Consider the following 20,549-nt stretch of genomic DNA (forward strand, 5'->3'; position numbering starts at 1 on the left):
TCACGAAATATCTGGCTCCTCGACGCGCATTCGCATGGCGTCAGTCCCTCCGCAAGCGTCCAGATGTCCGGCAGCCCCCGAAATCATCACATGGGTCAACCCGCCACCCCGGCCTCTCGTTCCAGCGGGTGGCGTTCGACCGCGCCGTGTCAACGAAGCCCGGTGACGATGGGGGAGGGGGCAGGGGTCGGCTTCGCGCCCAGCCAGGCTTGGCGAAACCGGCTCTGCTCGGCTGTCGGCGCCTTGCCGAGCCGCTCGTTCGGCACGATCTCCATCGTCGGATCGGCGATGAGGGTCAGCGTCCCGCTCCGCTCGCCGCCGCGCTGGCGATAGACGATCGCCAGCCGGTCGCCCGGCGCATGGGCCGCCAGCAGCGCCGCCCAGTCCTCGGGCGTGGTCATCGACTTGCCATCGACGCTGACGATCTGGTCGCCCTTGTCGAGACCGGCCTCATAAAAGGGCGTCCCCGGCGCGGTCGGACTGGTCAGCAACAGGCCGGCATCGCCCTTGACCAGGCTGGGCCCGGCCCAGGCGGACCGGGGGCGGGCGGGCCGCAGCGTCAGACCGGCCTGGGCCAGCAGCGGCGCGAAGTCTGGCAGGCCGCTGGCGGTGACGCTGCGCGCAAAGAAGCGGTCGGCAAAGGCCTGGTCCCCGGTCAGGGTCGCCAGCGATTTGCGCAGATCGTCGGGGTGATAGGGGCGCTCCGGATTTCCGTAATCGCGCCACAGCTGGCGCATATAATCGTCCAGCGACAGCTGCGGGAAGCGCTGACGCAGCTCCAGGTCCAGCGCCAGCGCGATCACCGCGCCGTAAGGGTAATAGGACACATAGATATTGGGGTTGGTCGGGTCGATCGACTGCGCCGCATCCACGAAGGGCGCGCGCAGGCTCATTTCCTGCGGGTCGCCATAGGCCCGTGCGGGCGTGTTGAGCAGGCCGTTCAGTGTGCCCGACAGCTGCGCGACATAGTCGTCGAGCGACGCCAGCCCGGCGCGCTCCACCGCCAGCGGCCCGTAATATTGCGTGAACCCCTCGGCCAGCCAGAGCGACGGCGTCGGGTTGGCGCGGGTGAAGTCGAACGGTTCCAGCTCGGCTGGGCGGATGCGCTTGACGTTCCAGGCGTGGAAGAACTCATGGCTCAGCGTCTGGATCTGCGCGAAATTGGCGGCGGCCAGCGAACGCGGCTGGCTGATCACCGTGGAGTTGCGATGCTCCATGCCATCGCCGCTGATCTGCGGCATATAGTCGGCCAGGAAGGTGTAGGTGCCATAGTCGAAGGGCGGCGGCGCGCCGAAGACCGCGATATGCTGCGCGACCACCTTTTGCGCCATGGCGGCGAACCGGTCGAGATCGGCGGCGCTGCCGTCATGATGCACGGTCAGGCGGATGCTATAGGTCTTGGCGCCGCCGGGGACTGTCCAGCTGCGCGCGTCCCAGGCCGACAGCTCGACCGGACTGTCCATGAAATATTGCAGGTTGCGCGCGGTGAAGACGTCGGCGTCGCGGGTCGGCACCATCTGCGTCGCGATCTTCCAGCCGGGTTGGGGATGGAAGCGGACGCGCACCGGCCGGTCGTCCTGGCCCACCGCCCACAGGAAGGTCGCCGGGATGTTCAGCCGCGCATGGGTCGGGTCGATCTGCGCATAGGTGCCGTGGCCCCGGTCGCCGAACAGCGTGTAGCGGACGGTCACGGTGCCGTCATGCGCGGGAACGGTCCAGCCATAGGGATCGGTCCGCTGCACCGCCAGCGGCCGCCCCGCGCCGTCGATGGCCGATACCGAGTAGACGTTCTTGGCGAATTCGTGGAGCGCGTAGCGGCCCGGCGAGGAGCGCGCCATCTGGAAACGGATCGGCCCGGCGGGCAGGCTGCGATAGGTGACGCTGACCTGCGCCTCGTGATGCTGGGCGCGGGGGAAGGCGATGTCATACTCGACCGCCGGTTTCGCGGTTTCGGCGGGCGCCTGGGACGCCGTCGCGGTACGGGCCGATACGGGCTGCATTGCCGTGCTCGCGAGCGCCAAAGCCGCCGTCATCGCCAAAAACCGCATTCCCGATCCCTTCATGCCAGTCTGAGCGGCGACTTAAGGCACGGCGCGGGGGCACGGTCCACCGCTATTCTTAGGGGCGGTTTAGAGAGAATGGACGCGGAGCCGATTCGCAGGGGGAGCCTAAGCCGCTCTCTGCCGATCCACGCGAAAAATACGCCTTAGCGCCTTGCCCTGTCGGGAAAATCTGGAGGCGCGACCGGGAATCGAACCCGGGTGCAAGGATTTGCAGTCCTCTGCGTCACCACTCCGCCATCGCGCCTCGATGCGTGGGAGGCGGGCATGTGTGCGGTTTTTCGCGCGGCGTCAACAGGCACGTTGAATGCGGGCGTAAAAAGCTGCTCATAATGGCCGCGGGTAAAAGACGAAGCCGGGCGGCGCGCCGCTTGGCGGAAATCCTCTCGCGCGATAGAAGCGGCGGGAACCAATTTAGTGTATTGCGCAGCTAAAACGGTTGTGCGACAGGGATGGGCCATGATGACGACCAGCAATGACTCCACGAATTTCGACGCGATGCGCCATGCGATGGTGGTGAGCCAGTTGCGCACGACGGCGGTCAACGACCAGCGCGTCGTCGCCGCGATGGCGCGGGTTCCGCGGGAAGTCTTCACGCCCGAGGCGCTGCGCCCCGTGGCCTATCGTGACGGTACGCTGGACCTGGGTCAGGGCCGTGCGATCAACCTGCCGATGGCGACCGGCCGTTTGCTGACCGAGGCGTATCTGGAGGCGGGCGACCGCGTGCTGCTGATCGGTGCCGCGACCGGCTATACCGCCGCGCTGCTCGCCGAGATCGTCTCGGGCGTCGTCGCGGTCGAGGAGCAGCCCGATCTGGTCGCCGCCGCGCGCGCCGCGCTGGCGAACGAGCCTAAGGTCGAGGTGGTCGAGGCGCCGCTGACGGCGGGCAACCCGGCCGGTGCGCCCTATGACGTGCTGATCATCGACGGCGCGGTCGAGGAACTGCCCGCAGCGCTGGTCGAGCAGGTCAAGGTCGGCGGTCGCATCATCACGGGCCTGGTCGAAAACGGCGTCACGCGCCTGGCCAGCGGTCGCCGGACCGAGGGCGGCCACGGCGTGCGCGCCTTCGCCGATGCCGAATGCACCATCCTGCCGGGCTTTGCCCGTCCTCGCGCTTTTCAATTCTGAGGGACCATGCGCCTGCACCTGTCTTCCTGCCTGACCTCCGCCGTCGTTATCGGCTCGGCCCTGTTGCTGGCCGAGGGCGCTTCGGCGGAGACGTTACGGGAAGCCATGGTGCGGGCGTACCAGACCAACCCGACGATCACCGGCCAGCGCGCCGCCCAGCGCGCGACCGACGAGAATGTGCCGATCGCCAAGGCCAGCGGCCTGCCCTCGCTGCAATCCTCGGGGCAGTTCACCGACAATATCGTCGTGGCGAACAACAACTTCCTGAACCCTGAGCGGGTGGCGACGGGGGCGTTGCAGCTGACGGTGCCGCTCTATCAGGGCGGGGCGGTCAAGAATGCTGTGCGTGCCGCCGAGACGCGGGTCGATGCGGGCCGCGCCCAGCTGCGCGGGGTGGAGGCGAACCTCTTCACCAATGTCGTCGCGGCATATATGAACGTCATCCGCGACGAGGCGATCGTCAATCTCAACACCCGCAACGTCAACGTGCTGGACACCAATCTGCGCGCCTCGCGCGACCGGTTCCAGGTCGGCGACCTGACCCGGACCGACGTGGCCCAGTCGGAGGCCCGGCTGGCCCAGGCGCGCGCGCAGCTTCAGTCGGCGCAGGCGAACCTGATCTCCAGCCGCGAAAATTATGTGGCCGTGGTCGGCGTGGCGCCGGTCGGGCTGGAGCAGCCGCCGGCGCTGCCCGCGCTTCCGGCGTCGCCCAACCAGGCGGTGGCCGTCGCGCTCGAACAGAATCCGCAGCTGATCGCGGCGCGCCGTGCCGCCGATGCGACCCGCTATGACATCGAATCCGCGCGCGCCAACCGCCTGCCGCGCGTGTCGGCAGTGTCGAGCGGCAATTACTTCAACTATCTGGGTAGCCTGTCGAACATGAGCGGCGCGCCCGGTTCGGGTGTGAACGCGACCGTTGGCGCGCAGCTTTCCATGCCACTGTTCCAGGGCGGTCGCCCGGCGGCGCAGGTCCGCCAGGCCGAAGCTTTGCGCGGCCAGGCGCTGGAGAACGCCACGGGGACCGAGCGGCAGGTGGTGGCGCAGGTCCGCTCGGCCTATGCGGTCTGGCAATCCTCGCAGGAGGTGATCACCTCGGCCGAATCGGCGGTCCGCGCAAACTCGCTGTCGCTGGAAGGCGTGCGTGCCGAGAACAGCGTCGGCACGCGCACCGTGCTGGACATCCTGAATGCCGAGCAGGAATTGCTGAACAGCCAGGTGACGCTCGTCACCGCGCGGCGCGACGCCTATGTCGCGGGCTTCGCGCTGATCGCCGCCATGGGCAATGCCGAGGCGCGCGACCTGGGGCTGGAGGGCGGTTCGCTCTATGACCCGGTCACCAATTACAAGCGCGTCCGCAACAAGATCAACGACTGGTCCGACGATGGCGAGCCCGCGCCGGTGGCCAGCACGACCGCCGGAACCCCGGCCCAGACGGCGGCGGTCACCCGTCCGCTCGACGCCGACGTCAACGCGCCTGTTGACAGAAGCCCCGCATTAACCACAGGTGCAGAGGCACCAAGCCGGCAATAAAGCCGGGCGAGGGCCTTGGGGGGCTTCAATGGGGATTGCGGTCATGGGTGATGTCAGCGCCGAACCGTCGATGGAGGAAATCCTCTCCTCCATCAAAAGGATCATTGCCGAAGAGGGCGAAGTGCCCGCGCGTCAGCGGCGTCAGCCGCGCCCGGTGCCGTCGCCCGTGGCCGATGACGATTCGCCCGAGGTGCTGGAACTCAGCGATCCCATGCCGCTGCGCATGAAGGTCGAGGCCGCCGCCGCCCGCGCCGCCGAATCGGCGATGCGCGCCATCGCCGAACCTGCGCCCGCACCGGCCCCGGCACCCGAGCCGGTCGTTCAGGCCGCCGCGCCCGCGCCGGTCGCCGCCGCCGTGCAGGCCCCGGTCGAGGAAGCCGATGCCGAGGAAGCGATCGTATCCCCGCGCGCGGCCGAGGCCAGCCGTGGCTCCCTGGAGGCGCTCAGCCGTATGATGGTCAAGCCCACCGAACCCGCCAGCGACGGCACCCTGGAGGGGCTGGTGCGCGAGATGCTGCGCCCGATGCTCCGCGACTGGCTCGACGCGAATCTGCCCGAGATGGTCGAGGCGATGGTCGCGCGCGAGATCGCCCGGATCACCCGCGAAGGGCGCTAAGCCCAATGTAATCCGTCGATTTCCGCCCGTGTCGATACGCGGGCGGAACCGGTGCGACCTGACCGGGTTCGATGTGCATGGCCCCGAAGGACGAGACGCCCGATATGGAAAAATCGCCGCGCTCGCCGGTGTCGTCTCCGCCTATCTCCGACGCGAAACAGCCGCATTCGGGCCAGTCGGACATCTTCTTCGCGGCGGTGAAGACCACGCGGATGCCGATGATCGTCACCGATCCCCGGCAACCCGACAACCCCATCGTCTTCTGCAACGAAGCCTTCAGCTTCATGACCGGCTATTCGGAGCAGGAGATTCTGGGCACCAACTGCCGGTTTCTCCAGGGTCCGGAAACCGACCGCGACGTGGTGGCGCAAATTCGCGCCGCCGTCGAACGCCGTGACGAAATCGCGGTCGAACTGCTCAATTACCGCAAGAACGGCTCGACCTTCTGGAACGCGCTGTTCGTCTCGCCGGTCTATGACGATGCGGGCGAACTGGTCTATTTCTTCAGCAGCCAGCTCGACATTTCGCGCCGTCGCGAGGCCGAGGATGCGCTGCACGAGGCGCAGAAGATGGAGGCAGTCGGCAAGCTGACCGGCGGTATCGCACACGACTTCAACAATCTGCTCCAGGTCATCATCGGTTATGCCGACATATTGGAAGCGCGGGTCGATCAGGACGATCGCAGCGGACGACGCGCGGTCGAGGCGATCGGCGCGGCGGCGGCGCGCGGCGCGACGCTGACCCAGCAGCTGCTCGCCTTTGCCCGCAAGCAGGAGCTGCGCGACCGGCTGCTCAACTTCAACCAGCTGATCGAGGATTTCCGGCCGATCCTGAACCGCACCGCGGGCGAGGGCGTGGTGATGCGCAATCGGCTGGAGGAAAATCTCTGGAACTGCCGGATCGACCCGGTCCAGGCGGAGATGGCGCTGCTCAACATCGTGACGAACGCGCGCGAGGCGCTGGCGCGCAACGGACGGCAGGGCGAGATCGTCATCACGACCCGCAACATGATCCAGACGGCCGATGCGCCCGAAGGCCCGGCCAATCTGGAGCCGGGCGACTATGTCGCGGTGCGTATCGCCGACAATGGGCCTGGCATCGACGCGCAGATTGCCGACAAGATCTTCGACCCCTTCTTCACGACCAAGGAAATGGGGAAGGGCGCCGGGCTGGGCTTGGCCATGGTCTATGGCTTCATGCGTCAGTCGGGCGGGCTCGCCGTGGTCGAGCCCGACGGGGAAGGGGCCACGATCGCGCTCTATTTTCCGCGCGCGGCGGGCGTCACCGAACGCCGCGCCTCGCCGGTCCAGCCCGCGCGCAGCGGCGGGGTCGAGCGCGTCCTGATGGTTGAGGATCAGGAGGATGTCGGCGATCTCGGTCGGTCGATGCTCGAGGATCTGGGCTATGACGTCGTCCTGACCCGCAGCGCGCGCGAGGCGCTGGACCATCTGGCGGGCGACAGCGACTTTTCGCTGCTGTTCACCGACATCTTGATGCCCGGCGGCATGAACGGCGTGGCGCTGGCACAGGCGGTGCGGCGCGATTTCCCGCGCATCTCGGTGCTGCTGACCACCGGCTTTGCCGACGAGGCGATCGACGAGGGCGCGCGCTCCTATGAGCTGATCCGCAAGCCCTATCGCCGCGCCGAGCTGAACGAACGGATCCGTGCGGTGCTCGACCGTCCGGGCGCGCGGACTTAATCTAACCCCCATTCCTCCCCTGCAAGGGGAGGGGGACCAGCGAAGCTGGTGGAGGGGTGTCACCCCCTCGATAGCGGTACACCCCTCCGTCAGGGCTGCCGCCCTGCCACCTCCCCTTGCAGAGGAGGAATGAGTCGGCAGTCATCCCCTACCGGATAGCATCTGGCGTCCGGCGGCGCTGGTCATTAAGGCAGCGGCATGACTGAGCTGCCCAAGACGTTCGACCCCGCCGCAATCGAAGCCCGCTGGTATGGCCATTGGGAGGAAAAGGGCCTGTTCCGCCCCGACCGCCCGAATGCCGAGCCCTGGACAATCGTCAACCCGCCGCCCAACGTCACCGGCAATCTGCATATCGGCCATGCGCTCGACAACACGCTGCAGGACATTCTCGTCCGCCATGCCCGGCTGAAGGGCAAGGACGCGCTGTGGGTCGTCGGTACCGACCATGCCGGCATCGCGACCCAGATGGTGGTCGAGCGTCAGATGAACGCGCGCGGCGAAAAGCGCACCGACTTCACCCGCGACCAGTTCCTGGACAAGGTCTGGGCGTGGAAGGCGGAGAGCGGCGGCCAGATCACCGGCCAGTTGCGCCGCCTGGGCTGCTCGATGGACTGGGCGAACGAGCGGTTCACGATGGACGAGGGCTTCAGCAAGGCGGTGTTGAAGGTTTTTGTCGACCTGTACGCCCAGGGCCTGCTCTACCGCGACAAACGCCTGGTCAACTGGGACGCCGGCCTCGGCACCGCGATCAGCGACCTGGAGGTCGAGACGCGCGAAGTGAAGGGCGGCTTCTGGCGCCTTCGCTATCCGCTGGCCGACGGATCGGGCTTTATCGAGGTCGCGACGACCCGGCCGGAGACGATGCTCGCCGACATGGCGGTCGCGGTTCACCCGGACGACGCGCGCTATACCGCACTGATCGGCAAGCAGGTCCGCCTGCCGATCACCGGCCGCCTGATCCCGATCGTCGCCGACGAACATGCCGACCCCGAACTGGGATCGGGTGCGGTCAAGATCACGCCCGGCCACGACTTCAACGATTTCGAGGTCGGCCGCCGCGCAGGGTTCGAAGCGCGCGACATGCTCAACATGCTCGATGCCAAGGCGTGCATCGTCCAGACGGCGGACGGTCTGATCCCCGACGCCTTCCTGGGTCTGTCGACCGCCGAGGCGCGCAAGGCCGTGGTCGCGCGGTTGAAGGACGAGGGCGTCCTCATCCTGCATATCGACAAGGACGGCGAAGAACACGACGCCGAGCCGCGCACGATCCAGACGCCGTTCGGCGATCGCTCGGGCGTGGTGATCGAGCCCTGGCTGACCGACCAATGGTATGTCGACGCCAAGACGCTCGCTCAACCCGCGATCGAGGCGGTGCGCTCCGGCGCGATCAAGATCGTGCCGCAGGCGTGGGAAAAGACCTTCTTCAACTGGATGGAGAATATCCAGCCCTGGTGCGTCAGCCGCCAGCTCTGGTGGGGCCACCAGATTCCGGCCTGGTTCGCCGAGGACGGCCGCGTGTTCGTCGCCGAGAGCGAAGAGGAAGCGCAGGCTGAGGCGGGCGAGGGCGTTACCCTGACCCGCGACCCGGACGTGCTCGACACCTGGTTCTCCTCCGCGCTCTGGCCCTTCGCGACGCTCGGCTGGCCGGACGATGGCGACAAGACACTGGCGGGGCGTTACCCGAACGACGTGCTGATCTCCGGCTTCGACATCCTGTTCTTCTGGGATGCACGGATGATGATGCAGGGCCTCCACTTCATCGAAGATGTGCCCTTCAAGACCTTGTATCTCCACGGCCTTGTCCGCGCCGCCGATGGCTCGAAAATGTCGAAGTCGAAGGGCAACACGGTCGATCCGCTGGGCCTGATCGACCAATATGGCGCCGACGCGCTGCGCTTCTTCATGGCGGCGATGGAGAGCCAGGGCCGCGACATCAAGATGGATGAACGCCGCGTCGAGGGCTATCGCAACTTCGCGACCAAGCTGTGGAATGCGGCACGCTTCGCTCAGGCGAACGGCATCGGCGCCTCGGCGACGCTGGAGGCCCCGAACGCGAGCCTCGCGGTCAACAAGTGGATCATCGCCGAGACCGTGAAGACCGTGCAGGCAGTCGACCTGGCGCTGGCCGATTACCGGTTCGATGGCGCGGCGAACGCCATCTACCAGTTCGTCTGGAGCCGCTTCTGCGACTGGTATCTCGAACTCATCAAGCCGGTCCTTCAGGGCGGCGAAGCGGGCGGCGATGAAACCCGTGCCGTGGCGGGCTGGGTGCTCGACCAGATCCTGGTCCTGCTACATCCGTTCATGCCCTTCATCACCGAAGAGCTGTGGCACGCCATGGGCGCGCGCGATCACGACCTGATCGTGGCCCAGTGGCCGATGGCCGACGCCCGCGCGCTCGACCCCGAGGCGGAGCGCGAGATCGACTGGCTGATCCGTCTGGTCAGCGAAATTCGGGCGGCGCGGACCGAACTCAATGTGCCGCCGGGCGCGCGCCTGCCGATGCATGTTCGTGACGCGCATGGCGACACGCAGGAGCGGCTGGTCCGGCAGGCCTCGGCGCTCGCCCGCCTGGCGCGTGTCGAGGCGGCTGAGGGCGAGGCTTCGGGCGGGGCGGCGCAGGTGGTGGTGGACGAGGCGACCTTCGTCCTGCCGCTCGAAGGGGTCATCGATCTCGACGCCGAGCGCCAGCGCCTGACCAAGGCGATCGCGGCGGTCGAGAAGGAACGCGACGCGCTGGGCAGGCGGCTGGGCAATGCCAGCTTCGTCGAACGCGCCAAGCCCGAAGCGGTGGAAAAGGCGAAGGCCGATCACGCCGACAAGATGGCCGAAGCCGCGCGGCTCCATGCCGCGCTAGGTCGCCTGGGCTAAACCCAATCCTCCCTATGCGAAGCATGGGGAGGGGGACCGCGCCCGAAGGGCGTGGTGGAGGGGCACGGCCGGTCCATCTTGCCCCTCCACCATCGCTGGTGCGATGGTCCTCCTCCCCAAGCATAGCTCGGGGAGAATTGGGCTCACCCCTGTTCCCCCAATCGCCTCAGCCGCCGGATCCTCGGCTCGCGCTGCAACTGCGCCTCACGCCGGATGACCTGCCGCAATTCGTCGCGCTTTTCGTGGATCGACGCGATCACCGGCCCCATCGCGACACCCAGATCGACCAGCACCGCCTCCGACAATTGCAGCGAGCTTTCGAGCGTCTCGGGCACCGCCTCGCTGACGCCCGCCCGGTAGAGCTCGGTCGCGTGCGCCATGTCACGCGCGCGCGCGATGATCGGCAGGTCGGGGGCAGCCTCTCGAATGCGCCGCGCCAGCCGTACGGTCAGTACCGGATCGTCCATCGTCAGGATCAGCGCGCGGGCGGCGGGCAGGTTCAGCCGGTCGACCAGTTCGGCCCGCGCCACGTCACCGAACAGCACCGGATAGCCCGCGCGCCGCGCTTCGCCGACCGAATCGATATCCGCCTCGACCGCGACATAGGACTGGCCGTGCACAGTCAGCATATCGGCGATCATCTTGCCGACACGGCCAAAGCCGATGATGACGGTGCGTGCGCCATTTGCTTCCGGCTCCGGCGTAGGCGGGCCGTCGGTGCTGCGCGCCTCGATTCGGCGCGAGATGACGCGCCCCGCCTTGGCGAGCAGCGGCGTGATGGTCAGGCCGATCGCCGTCACCGTCTGCCAGAAGGCAGCGGTCGAGGGCAGGATCAGCTGCGCCTGCGCGGCCGTGCCGAGCACGATCAGCGTGGTCTCCGACGGGCTGCCCATCAGCAGCCCCGTTTCCGCCGCGACGCCGCGCCGGGCATGGGCGACGCGCAGCAATAGATAGGTGACGAGTGCCTTCACCGCGACGACGCCAACGACGGCCAGCAACAGCGAATCCCAGTTCTTGACGATCAGCCGCAGGTCCAGGCTCATGCCGACCGTGATCAGGAACACGCCGAGCGCCAGCCCCTTGAAGGGGGCGGTCATCACCTCGACCTCCGAATGATATTCGGTTTCCGCGATCAGTAGCCCGGCGAGCAGCGCGCCGACGATCGGCGATAGCCCGGCGGCGGTCGTCGCGACGCTGGCGACGATCACGACCAGCAGGGAGGCGGCAAGGAACAATTCGGGGCTTTTCGTGCGCGCCGCCTGGGCGAAGAGGCGTGGCAGGACGAGCTTGCCGCCCAGATACATGGCGACGACGGTCACCCCGCCACGCAGCGCGACGCCCGCAATCCCGACCCAGCCCTCGTCGCTGGCGGTCGGCGCCATCGCGCCCAGTGCAAAGATGATCGGGACGAGCGCCAGATCCTCGAACAGCAGCATCGCGAAGGCCCCGCGCCCGACCGGACTGGTTGTCCCGACCAGCGGCAGCACCAGCGCGGTCGAGGACAGGGTCAGCGCCAGGCCAAGCCCTATTGCCCCGGCCCAGCCCTGGCCGAGCAGGTGCAGCGCGATCCCGATCAGCGTCGCCGAGCCGATCAACTCCGCCGCGCCGGTGCCGAACACCAGCCGTCGCATTGCCCAAAGCCTGCGAAAGGACAGCTCCAAGCCAATGGAAAAAAGCAATAAGATGATGCCGAACTCGGCAAAGGGCTCGATCGATTCCGGGTTGGAGATGGTCAGATAATAGAGCCACGGCGCATGGGGTACGAGCGCCCCCAATCCGGCCGGGCCGACCAGCAGGCCGACCAGGATGAACCCGATCACCGGGCTCACCCGGAAACGCGCAAAGGCCGGGATGACGATCCCCGCCGAACCGAGGATGACGAGGGCGTCGGAGAAACCCTGATTGTCCAGCCGAAGTGCCATGGCGACAGACTAGCCCGGCTTTGCCGCATTTGTCAGGTCGTTAATCCGACAAAACGACGATGGGGCGATTCGTCCAATGCGCGCGGACGGAACGCAAGGTTAGGGCCCGGGGATGATCCGATACCCCGCCTCGTTCGCCGCCGTGATCCTGTCCTGCCTCATGCTGGCCGCATGCGGCGATGACGGTCGGGCGGAGCGGCTGAAGGCGGCGGGCCCCAACCCGTCGCTGGATGCGCTGATGCGGGTCGCCGATGCCGATGCGGGGGCGCGGACCTTTGGCCAGTGCCTCGCCTGTCACACCATCGGCAAGGGTGAACTGGATCGCGCCGGGCCGAATTTGCACGGCGTCATGGGCAAGCCTGTCGCGGGCGCCAGCGATCGGTTCGGCTACACCGCTGCACTGATGAAGGTCGGCGGCCATTGGGACCGGGCGACGATGAACCGTTGGCTGACCGCTCCGCAGCGTTTCGCGCCAGGGACGAAGATGACCTTCCCCGGCTTGCCCGATCCGCTCGCGCGGGCGGATGTGATTGCGTATCTGGAGCGGGAAGGGCGGGAGTAGCCGGACCGGGAAGGCGGGGCGTGCGCTTCGACTTCGCTCAGCGTGAACGGGGGTGAGGGACGGGGCGCCCGCAATTTCCCACATCCGTTCGGCCTGAGCGTAGTCGAAGGCCACGCGGGAACCTCTCCAAGGCCGATCTGGCGGCCGGATTCCCTTGTCTTCGACGTCGCTCAGGCTGAACGGGCGCAGAAGCGGAGCCAAAAAAAGGGCCCGGAAGCAATGCCTCCGAGCCCCTTCTTAACCAGCGATGGCAGGATTACTGCCAGTTCGCCATCGCGGTTTCGAGGTTGACGCGGATCGCCTCGAAGAACTGCTCGGTGGTCATCCAGGGCTGGTCCGGGCCGATCAGGATGGCGAGGTCCTTGGTCATCTGGCCATTCTCGACGGTCTGGACGCAGACCTTTTCCAGCGTCTCGGCGAAGCGGACGACGTCGGGGGTGTTGTCGAACTTGCCGCGATACTTCAGGCCGCCGGTCCAGGCGAAGATCGACGCGATCGGGTTGGTCGAGGTCGCCTTGCCCTGCTGGTGCTGGCGATAGTGGCGGGTGACGGTGCCGTGCGCCGCTTCCGCCTCGATCGTCTTGCCGTCCGGGGTCATCAGCACCGAGGTCATCAGGCCCAGCGAGCCGAAACCCTGCGCGACGGTGTCCGACTGCACGTCGCCGTCATAGTTCTTGCAGGCCCAGACGAACTCGCCGTGCCACTTCAGGGCGGAGGCGACCATGTCGTCGATCAGGCGGTGCTGATATTCGATGCCTGCCGCCTTGAACTGCTCGGCGAATTCGGCGTCGAACACTTCCTGGAAGATGTCCTTGAAGCGGCCGTCATAGGCCTTCAGGATGGTGTTCTTGGTCGACAGATAGACCGGCCAGCCGCGGTTCAGGCCATAGTTCATCGAGGCGCGCGCGAAGTCGCGGATCGACTCGTCGAGATTGTACATGCCCATGGCGACGCCGGCCGCCGGGAAGTTGAACACCTCCTCTTCGATCGATTCGCCATTCTCGCCTTCCCACTTCAGGGTCAGCTTGCCCTTGCCGGGCACCTTGAAGTCGGTCGCCTTATACTGGTCGCCGAAGGCGTGACGGCCGACCACGATCGGATGGGTCCAGCCGGGGACGAGGCGGGGAACGTTCTTGATGACGATCGGCTCGCGGAACACCACGCCGCCCAGGATGTTGCGGATCGTGCCGTTGGGCGACTTCCACATCTTCTTCAGGCCGAATTCCTCGACGCGCTGTTCGTCGGGGGTGATGGTCGCGCACTTGATCGCGACGCCGTACTTCTGCGTGGCATGGGCGCTGTCGATCGTCACCTGGTCGCTGGTCGCGTCGCGGTTCTCGACCGACAGATCGAAATAGGCCAGCTCGATGTCGAGATACGGCTTGATCAGGCGCTCGCGAATCCATTCCCAGATGATCCGGGTCATTTCGTCGCCGTCGATCTCCACGACGGGGGTGTTTACCTTGATCTTCGCCATATGCGCATCCTTCAGATTAGGCAGGTTTGGGCAAGCGTCTAGGGGAGGGGGCGCGGCGGATCAACCACCCTGCACGTCATGGGAAAGGGCCGGGGCGAACCGAAAAGATTGTGCGATGGCCGGTGGACAGGTAGACAGGCCCGATGCCTTCGCTTGAAAAGCCTCCCGTCGCGACCACCACCGTCAAGTGGCGCTTTCCCGCCGTCCATCCCGAGGGGCGCAAATATGTGCTGATCGGGGTGGGCCTGACCCTGATCGCCACGGTGATCACCAAGATCCTGTTCTGGCCATTCGTCGGCCTGTGCATCTGGATCGCCGCCTTCTTTCGCGATCCGGTGCGCACCACGCCGCAGGGCGACGATCTGATCGTCGCCCCCGCCGACGGTCTCGTCACCATGATCCAGCGCGTGGCCATTCCGCGCGAGCTGGTCGGCGAGCTGGGCGAGGCGCCGCTGGTCCGCGTGTCGATCTTCATGTCGGTGTTCGACGTGCACATCAATCGCACGCCGGTCGCGGGCATTATCCGCCAGGTCGTCTATATCTCGGGCAAGTTCCTGAATGCCGACCTGGACAAGGCGTCGGACGAGAATGAGCGCCAGCATTTCGTGGTCGAGGGGCGTGATGGTCGCAAATACGGCTTCACCCAGATCGCGGGTCTGGTCGCGCGCCGCATCGTCGGTTTCGTCAAGCCTGGGGATATGGTCGCCGCCGGCCAGCGCGTCGGTCTGATCCGCTTCGGCAGCCGTGTCGACGTGTATCTGCCCGACGATGTCACGCCGCAGGTCTGCCTGGGCCAGCGCTCGGTGGCGGGCGAGACCGTCTTGGGTCGAGTCGGCGGCAAGCCGATGACCGGCATCGCGCAATAAGTCCTCGTTCATGGTCATGCCCCCCCGTTTCGCACGTCGCGGTGTCGCCGGTGCACCGCCCCGTGGTCTTCCGCTTCGGGCGATCGCGCCCAATGCGGTGACGGCGCTTGCCCTGGTGTCGGGGCTGACGGGCGTGAAGTTCGCGATCGCCGGATCGTGGGAGGCGGCGGTGACGATGATCATGGTCGCCGCCATACTCGATGGACTGGATGGGCGGATCGCCCGCCTGTTGCGTGGCGAAAGCCGGTTTGGCGCCGAACTCGATTCGCTCTCGGACGCCATCTCCTTCGGTGTCGCGCCCGCGCTGATCCTCTATCTCTGGTCGCTCGAGAATCTGCCGCGCATCGGCTGGATCTGCGCGGTGCTACAAGCCGTGTTCTGCGCCCTGCGGCTGGCGCGGTTCAATTCACAGCTCGATGTCACCGACCAGCCGCGCAAGACGGCGGGCTTCTTCACCGGCGTTCCCGCACCGGCGGGGGCCGGCCTGGCGATGTTGCCGCTTTATTTGTGGTTCTGGACCGGCGAGCCGATTTTCGCATCGCCCTATATCGTTGCGCCCTGGGTCGCGCTGATTGCACTGCTGATGGTGTCCAGCGTCGCAACCCTGTCCTGGACCTCTTTCCGCCTGCGCCGCAATGTGCGGTTCGAGGCGCTGGCGATCATCGTGCTGGTCGGTGTGGCATTGATCTCCGCCCCTTGGCACGCCCTGACTGCGCTATGCCTGGCCTATCTGGCGAGCATCCCGTTCACGATGCTCGCCTATGCCAGAGTCAAGCGGCAGCGCGGCGGCGGGCCAGCGGCGAAGGCACCGGCGAACCCGCCGCCCAGCGCCTGACGGCGATACGGCGCTCGGCAACGACCAGCGTCGCCAGCGGGGTGAAAGCGGGTTCGACATGACCGGTCGCCAGATGCAGGATGCGGCGCCATTGCGGCGCGATCATCATCGCGATCGTCGCGATTGCGGCGACCAGGGCCCCCGTGAAAACCAGAACACTCACCACGATCATCATGATGTCCGCCTCCTGCCTGACCATACGGACCGGCAAATTAACCGGACCGTAACCCTTTGGAATTTCGTCCGGTTCCGTCATCGTCACCGCGACAACAGGTCGAGCCGTGCCATTTTCGTGACGTTGCGAAGCCGATTTGCGACGATCAACCTGCATTCCCTGTTGTGATCTCTCTATGTTCCGAACATGTTCTCGAGTCAATGGGAGCTGGAACAAAAGTGAACGTCATTGTTCGCTTGCAATGGGGGGCGTGATCGTCTAAGCGCCCGCCCCTCAACACCGCATGGGAAGCATCATATTTCGGTGCGCATGGGCTTCGCCCGCCGCGTCATCCGCTTCCCAGAGGCCTAACCGGAAGGAATTATCTTATGGCGGCACCCGTCGTCACCATGCAGCAGCTGGTCGAGACCGGCGCGCACTTCGGCCACCAGACCCACCGCTGGAACCCGAAGATGAAGCCCTACATCTTTGGCGACCGCAACGGCGTCCACATCCTCGACCTGTCGCAGACCGTGCCGCTCTTCGCGCGCGCTCTCGAGTTCATCAGCTCGACCGTCGCTGGCGGTGGCAAGGTCCTGTTCGTCGGCACCAAGCGCCAGGCGCAGGAGCCGGTCGCCGAGGCCGCTCGCCGCGCTGGCCAGCACTTCGTCAACCATCGTTGGCTGGGCGGCATGCTCACCAACTGGAAGACGATCTCGAACTCGATCAAGCGCCTCAAGACCCTTGAGGAGCAGCTGTCGGGCGACACGCACGGCCTGACCAAGAAGGAAGTGCTGAACCTGACCCGCGAGCGCGACAAGCTCGAGCTGTCGCTGGGCGGCATCCGCGACATGGGCGGCATCCCGGACGTGATGTTCGTGATCGACGCCAACAAGGAAGAGCTGGCGATCAAGGAGGCCAACACGCTGGGCATCCCCGTCGTCGCGATCCTCGATTCGAACGTCTCGCCCGACGGCATCGCGTTCCCGGTTCCCGCGAATGACGACGCCAGCCGCGCGATCCGCCTGTACTGCGAAGCCGTCGCCATTGCCGCGACCCGTGGCAATAACGAGCAGCAGCGCCGTGGCGGCGCGGACTTTGGCGCTATGGCGGAGCCGCCCGTCGAGGAAGCGCTGACCGTCGCTCCCGCCGAAACCGCCGAGCAGGCGGTCGAGGCCGAGCGTCAGCTCGACGCCTAATCGCGTGACACGGCCCCGCGATGCGGGCGGGGCGATCATCGACCGGGGGGGGGGCATCCCTCCGGTCGGTGACATCGGCTTGACATGCAAGCCGTGCTAAGGGCCGCCTCCGATGGGGCGGCCCTACCCGCATCCCCCTTTTCAGACAGAGGATTGAGACAATGGCCGATATCACCGCAGCGATGGTCAAGGACCTGCGCGAAAAGAGCGGCGCGGGCATGATGGACTGCAAGAAGGCGCTGGCCGAAGCGAATGGCGACATGGACGCCGCGCTGGACTGGCTGCGCACGAAGGGCCTGGCGGCCGCGCAGAAGAAGTCGAGCCGTACCGCAGCCGAAGGTCTGGTCGGCGTCGCCACCAGCGGCACCGTGGGTGCTGCCGTCGAAGTGAACTCGGAAACCGACTTCGTCGCCAAGAACGACCAGTTCCAGGCGTTCGTGAAGGACGTGACGGACATCGCGCTGAAGACCAGCGACGACATCGAGGCGCTGAAGAACGAAGCGATGCCGCAGGGCGGCACCGTCGCCGAAGTGCTGACCAACAATGTCGCGACGATTGGTGAGAACCAGTCGCTGCGTCGCGCCAAGCGCCTGGAAGTGTCGAAGGGCGCCGTCGTGTCCTATGTCCACAACCAGCAGGCGCCGGGCCTGGGCAAGATCGGCGTGCTGGTCGCGTTGGAATCGGAAGCGGCCGACGACGTCCTGCAGTCGCTGGGCCGTCAGCTGGCGATGCACATCGCAGCTGCCTTCCCCAAGGCGCTGAACGAGGAAGACCTGGACGAGGCCGAGATCGAGCGTGAGCGCGCGATCGCGACCGAAAAGGCCGCCGAATCGGGCAAGCCCGCCGACATCATCGCCAAGATGGTCGAAGGCTCGATCGCCAAGTACCGCAAGGAGCACGCGCTGGTCAGCCAGCTGTTCGTGATCGACGGCAAGACCAAGATCAGCGACGTCGTGGCGAAGGCCGGCAAGGACGCCGGTGCCGAGATCAAGCTGGTGGACTATGTCCGCTTCCAGCTGGGCGAAGGCATCGAGAAGGAAGCGTCGGACTTCGCGGCCGAAGTGGCCGCCGCGTCGGGCGTTCCGCAGAAGGCGTAATTCCCAAATCGTCCCATGCTGGGACGATGAGGTAAAGGGGAGTGGCTGCCGCGAGGTGGCCGCTCCCTTTGCGTTTGGGCCGTTTCAAATCCTCCCCAAGCTGTGCTTGGGGAGGGGGGCCATCGCGTCGGCGATGGTGGAGGGGCGGACGGATCGGCTATGCCCCTCCACCACGCCCTGCGGGCGCGGTCCCCCTCCCCGAGCAAGCTCAGGGAGGAATCAGTATCCCAATCTCGGTTCGCCCTGAGCGAACTCGAAGGGCATGGGCGAGCCGCAGTTCCATGGGCTTCGAGTTCGCTCACCCTGAACGGGGTTGGTGGCATGGAAGGGGTGTGGCCCGGACGGCGGCACCGTCTCACGAAAATCCCTGCATCCCGCCGCTCTGTGGTTGCCCGCCGCCCGGACGCCGCCTAAGGTCCGCGCCACTTTCATGGCCAAGACACGAGAAACGATGACCACCCCGCGCTTCAAACGTATCCTTCTGAAATTGTCGGGCGAAGTCCTTATGGGGGAGGGTGGTCTGGCCATCTCCCCCGACATCACCGCGCGCGTGGCGCAGGAGATCGCCGACGTCCGGGCCCAGGGCTATGAGCTGTGCGTCGTGGTCGGTGGCGGCAATATCTTTCGCGGCCTGTCGGCAGCGGCCAAGGGTATCGAGCGGGCGACCGCCGACTATATGGGCATGCTGGCGACCGTCATGAACGCGCTGGCGGTGCAGAACGCGCTGGAGCAGATCGGCGTAGACACCCGCGTCCAGTCCGCCATTCCGATGTCGAGCGTCTGCGAGCCCTTCATCCGCCGCCGTGCCGAGCGGCACCTGGAAAAGGGCCGCGTGGTGATCTTCGCCGCTGGCGTCGGCTCTCCTTTCTTCACCACCGATAGCGGCGCGGCGTTGCGCGCCGCCGAGATGAAGTGCGACGCGCTGTTCAAGGGCACCAGTGTCGACGGCGTCTACGATGCCGACCCGAAGAAGGTGCCGACCGCGACCCGCTACGAAACCGTCAGCTATTCCACGGTCCTTTCCGACGACCTGAAGGTCATGGACGCCTCGGCCATTGCGCTGTGCCGCGACAACAATATCCCGATCGTCGTCTTCAACATCCGCGAACATGGCAATTTCGGTGCCGTGCTGTCGGGCCAGGGTGTGTCGACGATCGTCCAGAATACAGGAGCTTAAATCATGGCAGCCTATGACAAGTCCGACCTCGAGCGCCGTATGCAGGGCGCGGTCGAATCGCTGAAGCACGACCTGAACGGCCTGCGCACGGGCCGCGCCTCGACCGCGCTGCTCGATCCGGTGACCGTCGAGGTTTATGGCAGCCACATGCCGCTGAACCAGGTCGCGACCGTCTCGGCGCCCGAGCCGCGCATGTTGTCGGTGCAGGTGTGGGACAGGTCGAACGTGTCGTCGGTGGAAAAGGCGATCCGCTCGGCGGGTCTGGGCCTGAACCCGATCAATGACGGCCAGACGCTGCGCCTGCCGATTCCCGACCTGACCGAGGAGCGCCGCAAGGAACTCGCCAAGCTGGCCGGCAAGTACGCCGAGGGCGCGCGCATCGCGGTGCGCAACGTGCGCCGCGACGGCATGGACAGCCTGAAGGTCGACGAGAAGAAGGGCGTCTTCGGCGAGGACGAGCGCAAGCGCCACGAGACCGAGGTGCAGAAGCTGACCGACGCGACCATCGCCGAGCTGGATGCAGCCGCCGCGGCCAAGGAAAAGGAAATCCTGGGCAAGTGAGTCCTCCGGCCGCCTCGGCCCAGACGGCTCTGGGGTCGCTGGTGGCCGTGCCCGATACGGGTGCGGTCCCGCGTCACGTCGCGATCATCATGGACGGTAATGGCCGCTGGGCCAAACGTCGTCTGCTGCCCCGCTTCGCCGGTCACAAGGCCGGTGTCGATGCCGTGCGCCGCATCGCGCGCGCGGCACGGGCGCAGGGTATCGAGGCGCTGACGCTCTACGCCTTCTCCTCGGAGAATTGGCGGCGGCCCGAGACCGAGATCAGCGATCTGATGGGGTTGCTGCGCATCTTCCTGCGCAAGGACCTCGCCGAGCTGGTGTCGGACAATGTCCGGTTGCGGGTGATCGGCGACTATCGCCGTTTCCCCGCCGATCTCGTCGCGATGATCGACGATGCGGTGGCGCGGACGGCTGCCAATACCGGCCCGATCCTGGCCATCGCGCTGAATTACGGTGCGCAGGCCGAGCTGGTCGAGGCGACGAAGCGACTGGCGCAAAAGGTCGCGAACGGGGAGATGGACGCCGAGGCGATCACGCCCCAGGCGATCGAGGGCGAGCTGCAGACGAACGGCCTCCCGCCGCTCGACCTGGTCATCCGCACCTCGGGCGAGCAGCGTCTGTCCAATTTCCTGCTGTGGCAGGCGGCCTATGCCGAGTTGCTGTTCGTCGAGACACTCTGGCCCGATTTCGATGAAGCGGCGCTGGCCGATGCGGTCGCGGAGTTCGGCCGACGACACAGGCGTTTCGGCGGCCTGTGACCGATCCTGAAATCCCGCCGACCGGAACGCCCGATG

General features: G+C 66.5%; 17 protein-coding genes and 1 tRNA gene. 13 read left to right on the top strand and 5 right to left on the bottom strand.

Features of this window, described 5'->3' with window-relative positions; genetic code table 11:
* Positions 1-149: 149 nt before the first annotated feature.
* The gene (locus tag QZ546_RS05655) at positions 150-2,048 is read right to left on the bottom strand and encodes a M61 family metallopeptidase (protein ID WP_294235616.1); all 1,899 of its coding nucleotides are present in this window, start codon (positions 2,046-2,048) and stop codon (positions 150-152) included.
* Positions 2,049-2,233: 185 nt separating this feature from the next.
* Positions 2,234-2,307, bottom strand: a tRNA-Cys gene (locus tag QZ546_RS05660).
* Between the two features lie 212 nt (positions 2,308-2,519).
* On the opposite strand from QZ546_RS05660, the gene QZ546_RS05665 reads away from it, so the two are divergent.
* From QZ546_RS05665 to QZ546_RS05685, 5 genes are all read left to right on the top strand, one after another.
* Positions 2,520-3,188, top strand: coding sequence for an rRNA adenine N-6-methyltransferase family protein (locus QZ546_RS05665; RefSeq protein WP_294235617.1), 669 nt, complete (start codon positions 2,520-2,522; stop codon positions 3,186-3,188).
* Positions 3,189-3,194: 6 nt separating this feature from the next.
* The gene (locus QZ546_RS05670) at positions 3,195-4,718 is read left to right on the top strand and encodes a TolC family outer membrane protein (RefSeq protein WP_294235618.1); all 1,524 of its coding nucleotides are present in this window, start codon (positions 3,195-3,197) and stop codon (positions 4,716-4,718) included.
* A gap of 43 nt (positions 4,719-4,761) precedes the next feature.
* Positions 4,762-5,334: a DUF2497 domain-containing protein gene (locus tag QZ546_RS05675; protein ID WP_294235619.1), complete on the top strand. Its 573-nt coding sequence runs from the start codon at positions 4,762-4,764 to the stop codon at positions 5,332-5,334.
* Between the two features lie 77 nt (positions 5,335-5,411).
* On the top strand, positions 5,412-7,034 hold the full coding sequence (locus tag QZ546_RS05680; RefSeq protein WP_294235620.1) for a histidine kinase famiy protein: 1,623 nt from the start codon (positions 5,412-5,414) through the stop codon (positions 7,032-7,034).
* 198 nt (positions 7,035-7,232) lie between these two features.
* On the top strand, positions 7,233-9,905 hold the full coding sequence (locus tag QZ546_RS05685; protein WP_294235621.1) for a valine--tRNA ligase: 2,673 nt from the start codon (positions 7,233-7,235) through the stop codon (positions 9,903-9,905).
* A gap of 143 nt (positions 9,906-10,048) precedes the next feature.
* Here QZ546_RS05685 and QZ546_RS05690 read toward each other — a convergent pair whose 3' ends face one another.
* Entirely contained in the window at positions 10,049-11,827 is a 1,779-nt protein-coding gene (locus tag QZ546_RS05690; RefSeq protein ID WP_294235622.1) for a cation:proton antiporter, read from the bottom strand.
* 112 nt (positions 11,828-11,939) lie between these two features.
* Here QZ546_RS05690 and QZ546_RS05695 point away from each other — a divergent pair, with 112 nt between their 5' ends.
* Positions 11,940-12,389 carry a cytochrome C gene (locus tag QZ546_RS05695; RefSeq protein WP_294235623.1) on the top strand — a complete coding sequence of 150 codons (450 nt, stop codon included), beginning with the start codon at positions 11,940-11,942 and terminating at the stop codon, positions 12,387-12,389.
* A gap of 256 nt (positions 12,390-12,645) precedes the next feature.
* Here QZ546_RS05695 and QZ546_RS05700 read toward each other — a convergent pair whose 3' ends face one another.
* The gene (locus QZ546_RS05700; protein WP_294235624.1) at positions 12,646-13,866 is read right to left on the bottom strand and encodes an NADP-dependent isocitrate dehydrogenase; all 1,221 of its coding nucleotides are present in this window, start codon (positions 13,864-13,866) and stop codon (positions 12,646-12,648) included.
* 143 nt (positions 13,867-14,009) lie between these two features.
* Here QZ546_RS05700 and QZ546_RS05705 point away from each other — a divergent pair, with 143 nt between their 5' ends.
* Entirely contained in the window at positions 14,010-14,732 is a 723-nt protein-coding gene (locus tag QZ546_RS05705) for a phosphatidylserine decarboxylase (protein ID WP_294235625.1), read from the top strand.
* Between the two features lie 10 nt (positions 14,733-14,742).
* The gene (gene pssA, locus QZ546_RS05710) at positions 14,743-15,567 is read left to right on the top strand and encodes a CDP-diacylglycerol--serine O-phosphatidyltransferase (RefSeq protein ID WP_294235626.1); all 825 of its coding nucleotides are present in this window, start codon (positions 14,743-14,745) and stop codon (positions 15,565-15,567) included.
* On the opposite strand, the gene QZ546_RS05715 is transcribed toward pssA, so the two are convergent.
* Positions 15,503-15,898, bottom strand: coding sequence for a hypothetical protein (locus QZ546_RS05715; RefSeq protein WP_294235627.1), 396 nt, complete (start codon positions 15,896-15,898; stop codon positions 15,503-15,505). The genes pssA and QZ546_RS05715 overlap by 65 nt on opposite strands.
* 212 nt (positions 15,899-16,110) lie before the next feature.
* Between QZ546_RS05715 and rpsB the strand changes: the two genes are divergently transcribed.
* The 5 genes from rpsB to QZ546_RS05740 all read left to right on the top strand — a co-directional run bounded on the left by rpsB (position 16,111) and on the right by QZ546_RS05740 (position 20,513).
* Positions 16,111-16,920: a 30S ribosomal protein S2 gene (gene rpsB / locus QZ546_RS05720; RefSeq protein ID WP_219019528.1), complete on the top strand. Its 810-nt coding sequence runs from the start codon at positions 16,111-16,113 to the stop codon at positions 16,918-16,920.
* 161 nt (positions 16,921-17,081) lie between these two features.
* On the top strand, positions 17,082-18,017 hold the full coding sequence (gene tsf, locus QZ546_RS05725) for a translation elongation factor Ts (RefSeq protein ID WP_294235628.1): 936 nt from the start codon (positions 17,082-17,084) through the stop codon (positions 18,015-18,017).
* Between the two features lie 451 nt (positions 18,018-18,468).
* On the top strand, positions 18,469-19,194 hold the full coding sequence (gene pyrH / locus QZ546_RS05730; protein ID WP_294235629.1) for a UMP kinase: 726 nt from the start codon (positions 18,469-18,471) through the stop codon (positions 19,192-19,194).
* Positions 19,195-19,197: 3 nt separating this feature from the next.
* Positions 19,198-19,755 carry a ribosome recycling factor gene (frr, locus tag QZ546_RS05735; RefSeq protein WP_183951868.1) on the top strand — a complete coding sequence of 186 codons (558 nt, stop codon included), beginning with the start codon at positions 19,198-19,200 and terminating at the stop codon, positions 19,753-19,755.
* 41 nt (positions 19,756-19,796) lie between these two features.
* Entirely contained in the window at positions 19,797-20,513 is a 717-nt protein-coding gene (locus QZ546_RS05740; protein ID WP_294235681.1) for an isoprenyl transferase, read from the top strand.
* Positions 20,514-20,549: the final 36 nt, after the last annotated feature.

Source organism: uncultured Sphingomonas sp. (assembly GCF_913062585.1).
Classification (GTDB): domain Bacteria; phylum Pseudomonadota; class Alphaproteobacteria; order Sphingomonadales; family Sphingomonadaceae; genus Sphingomonas.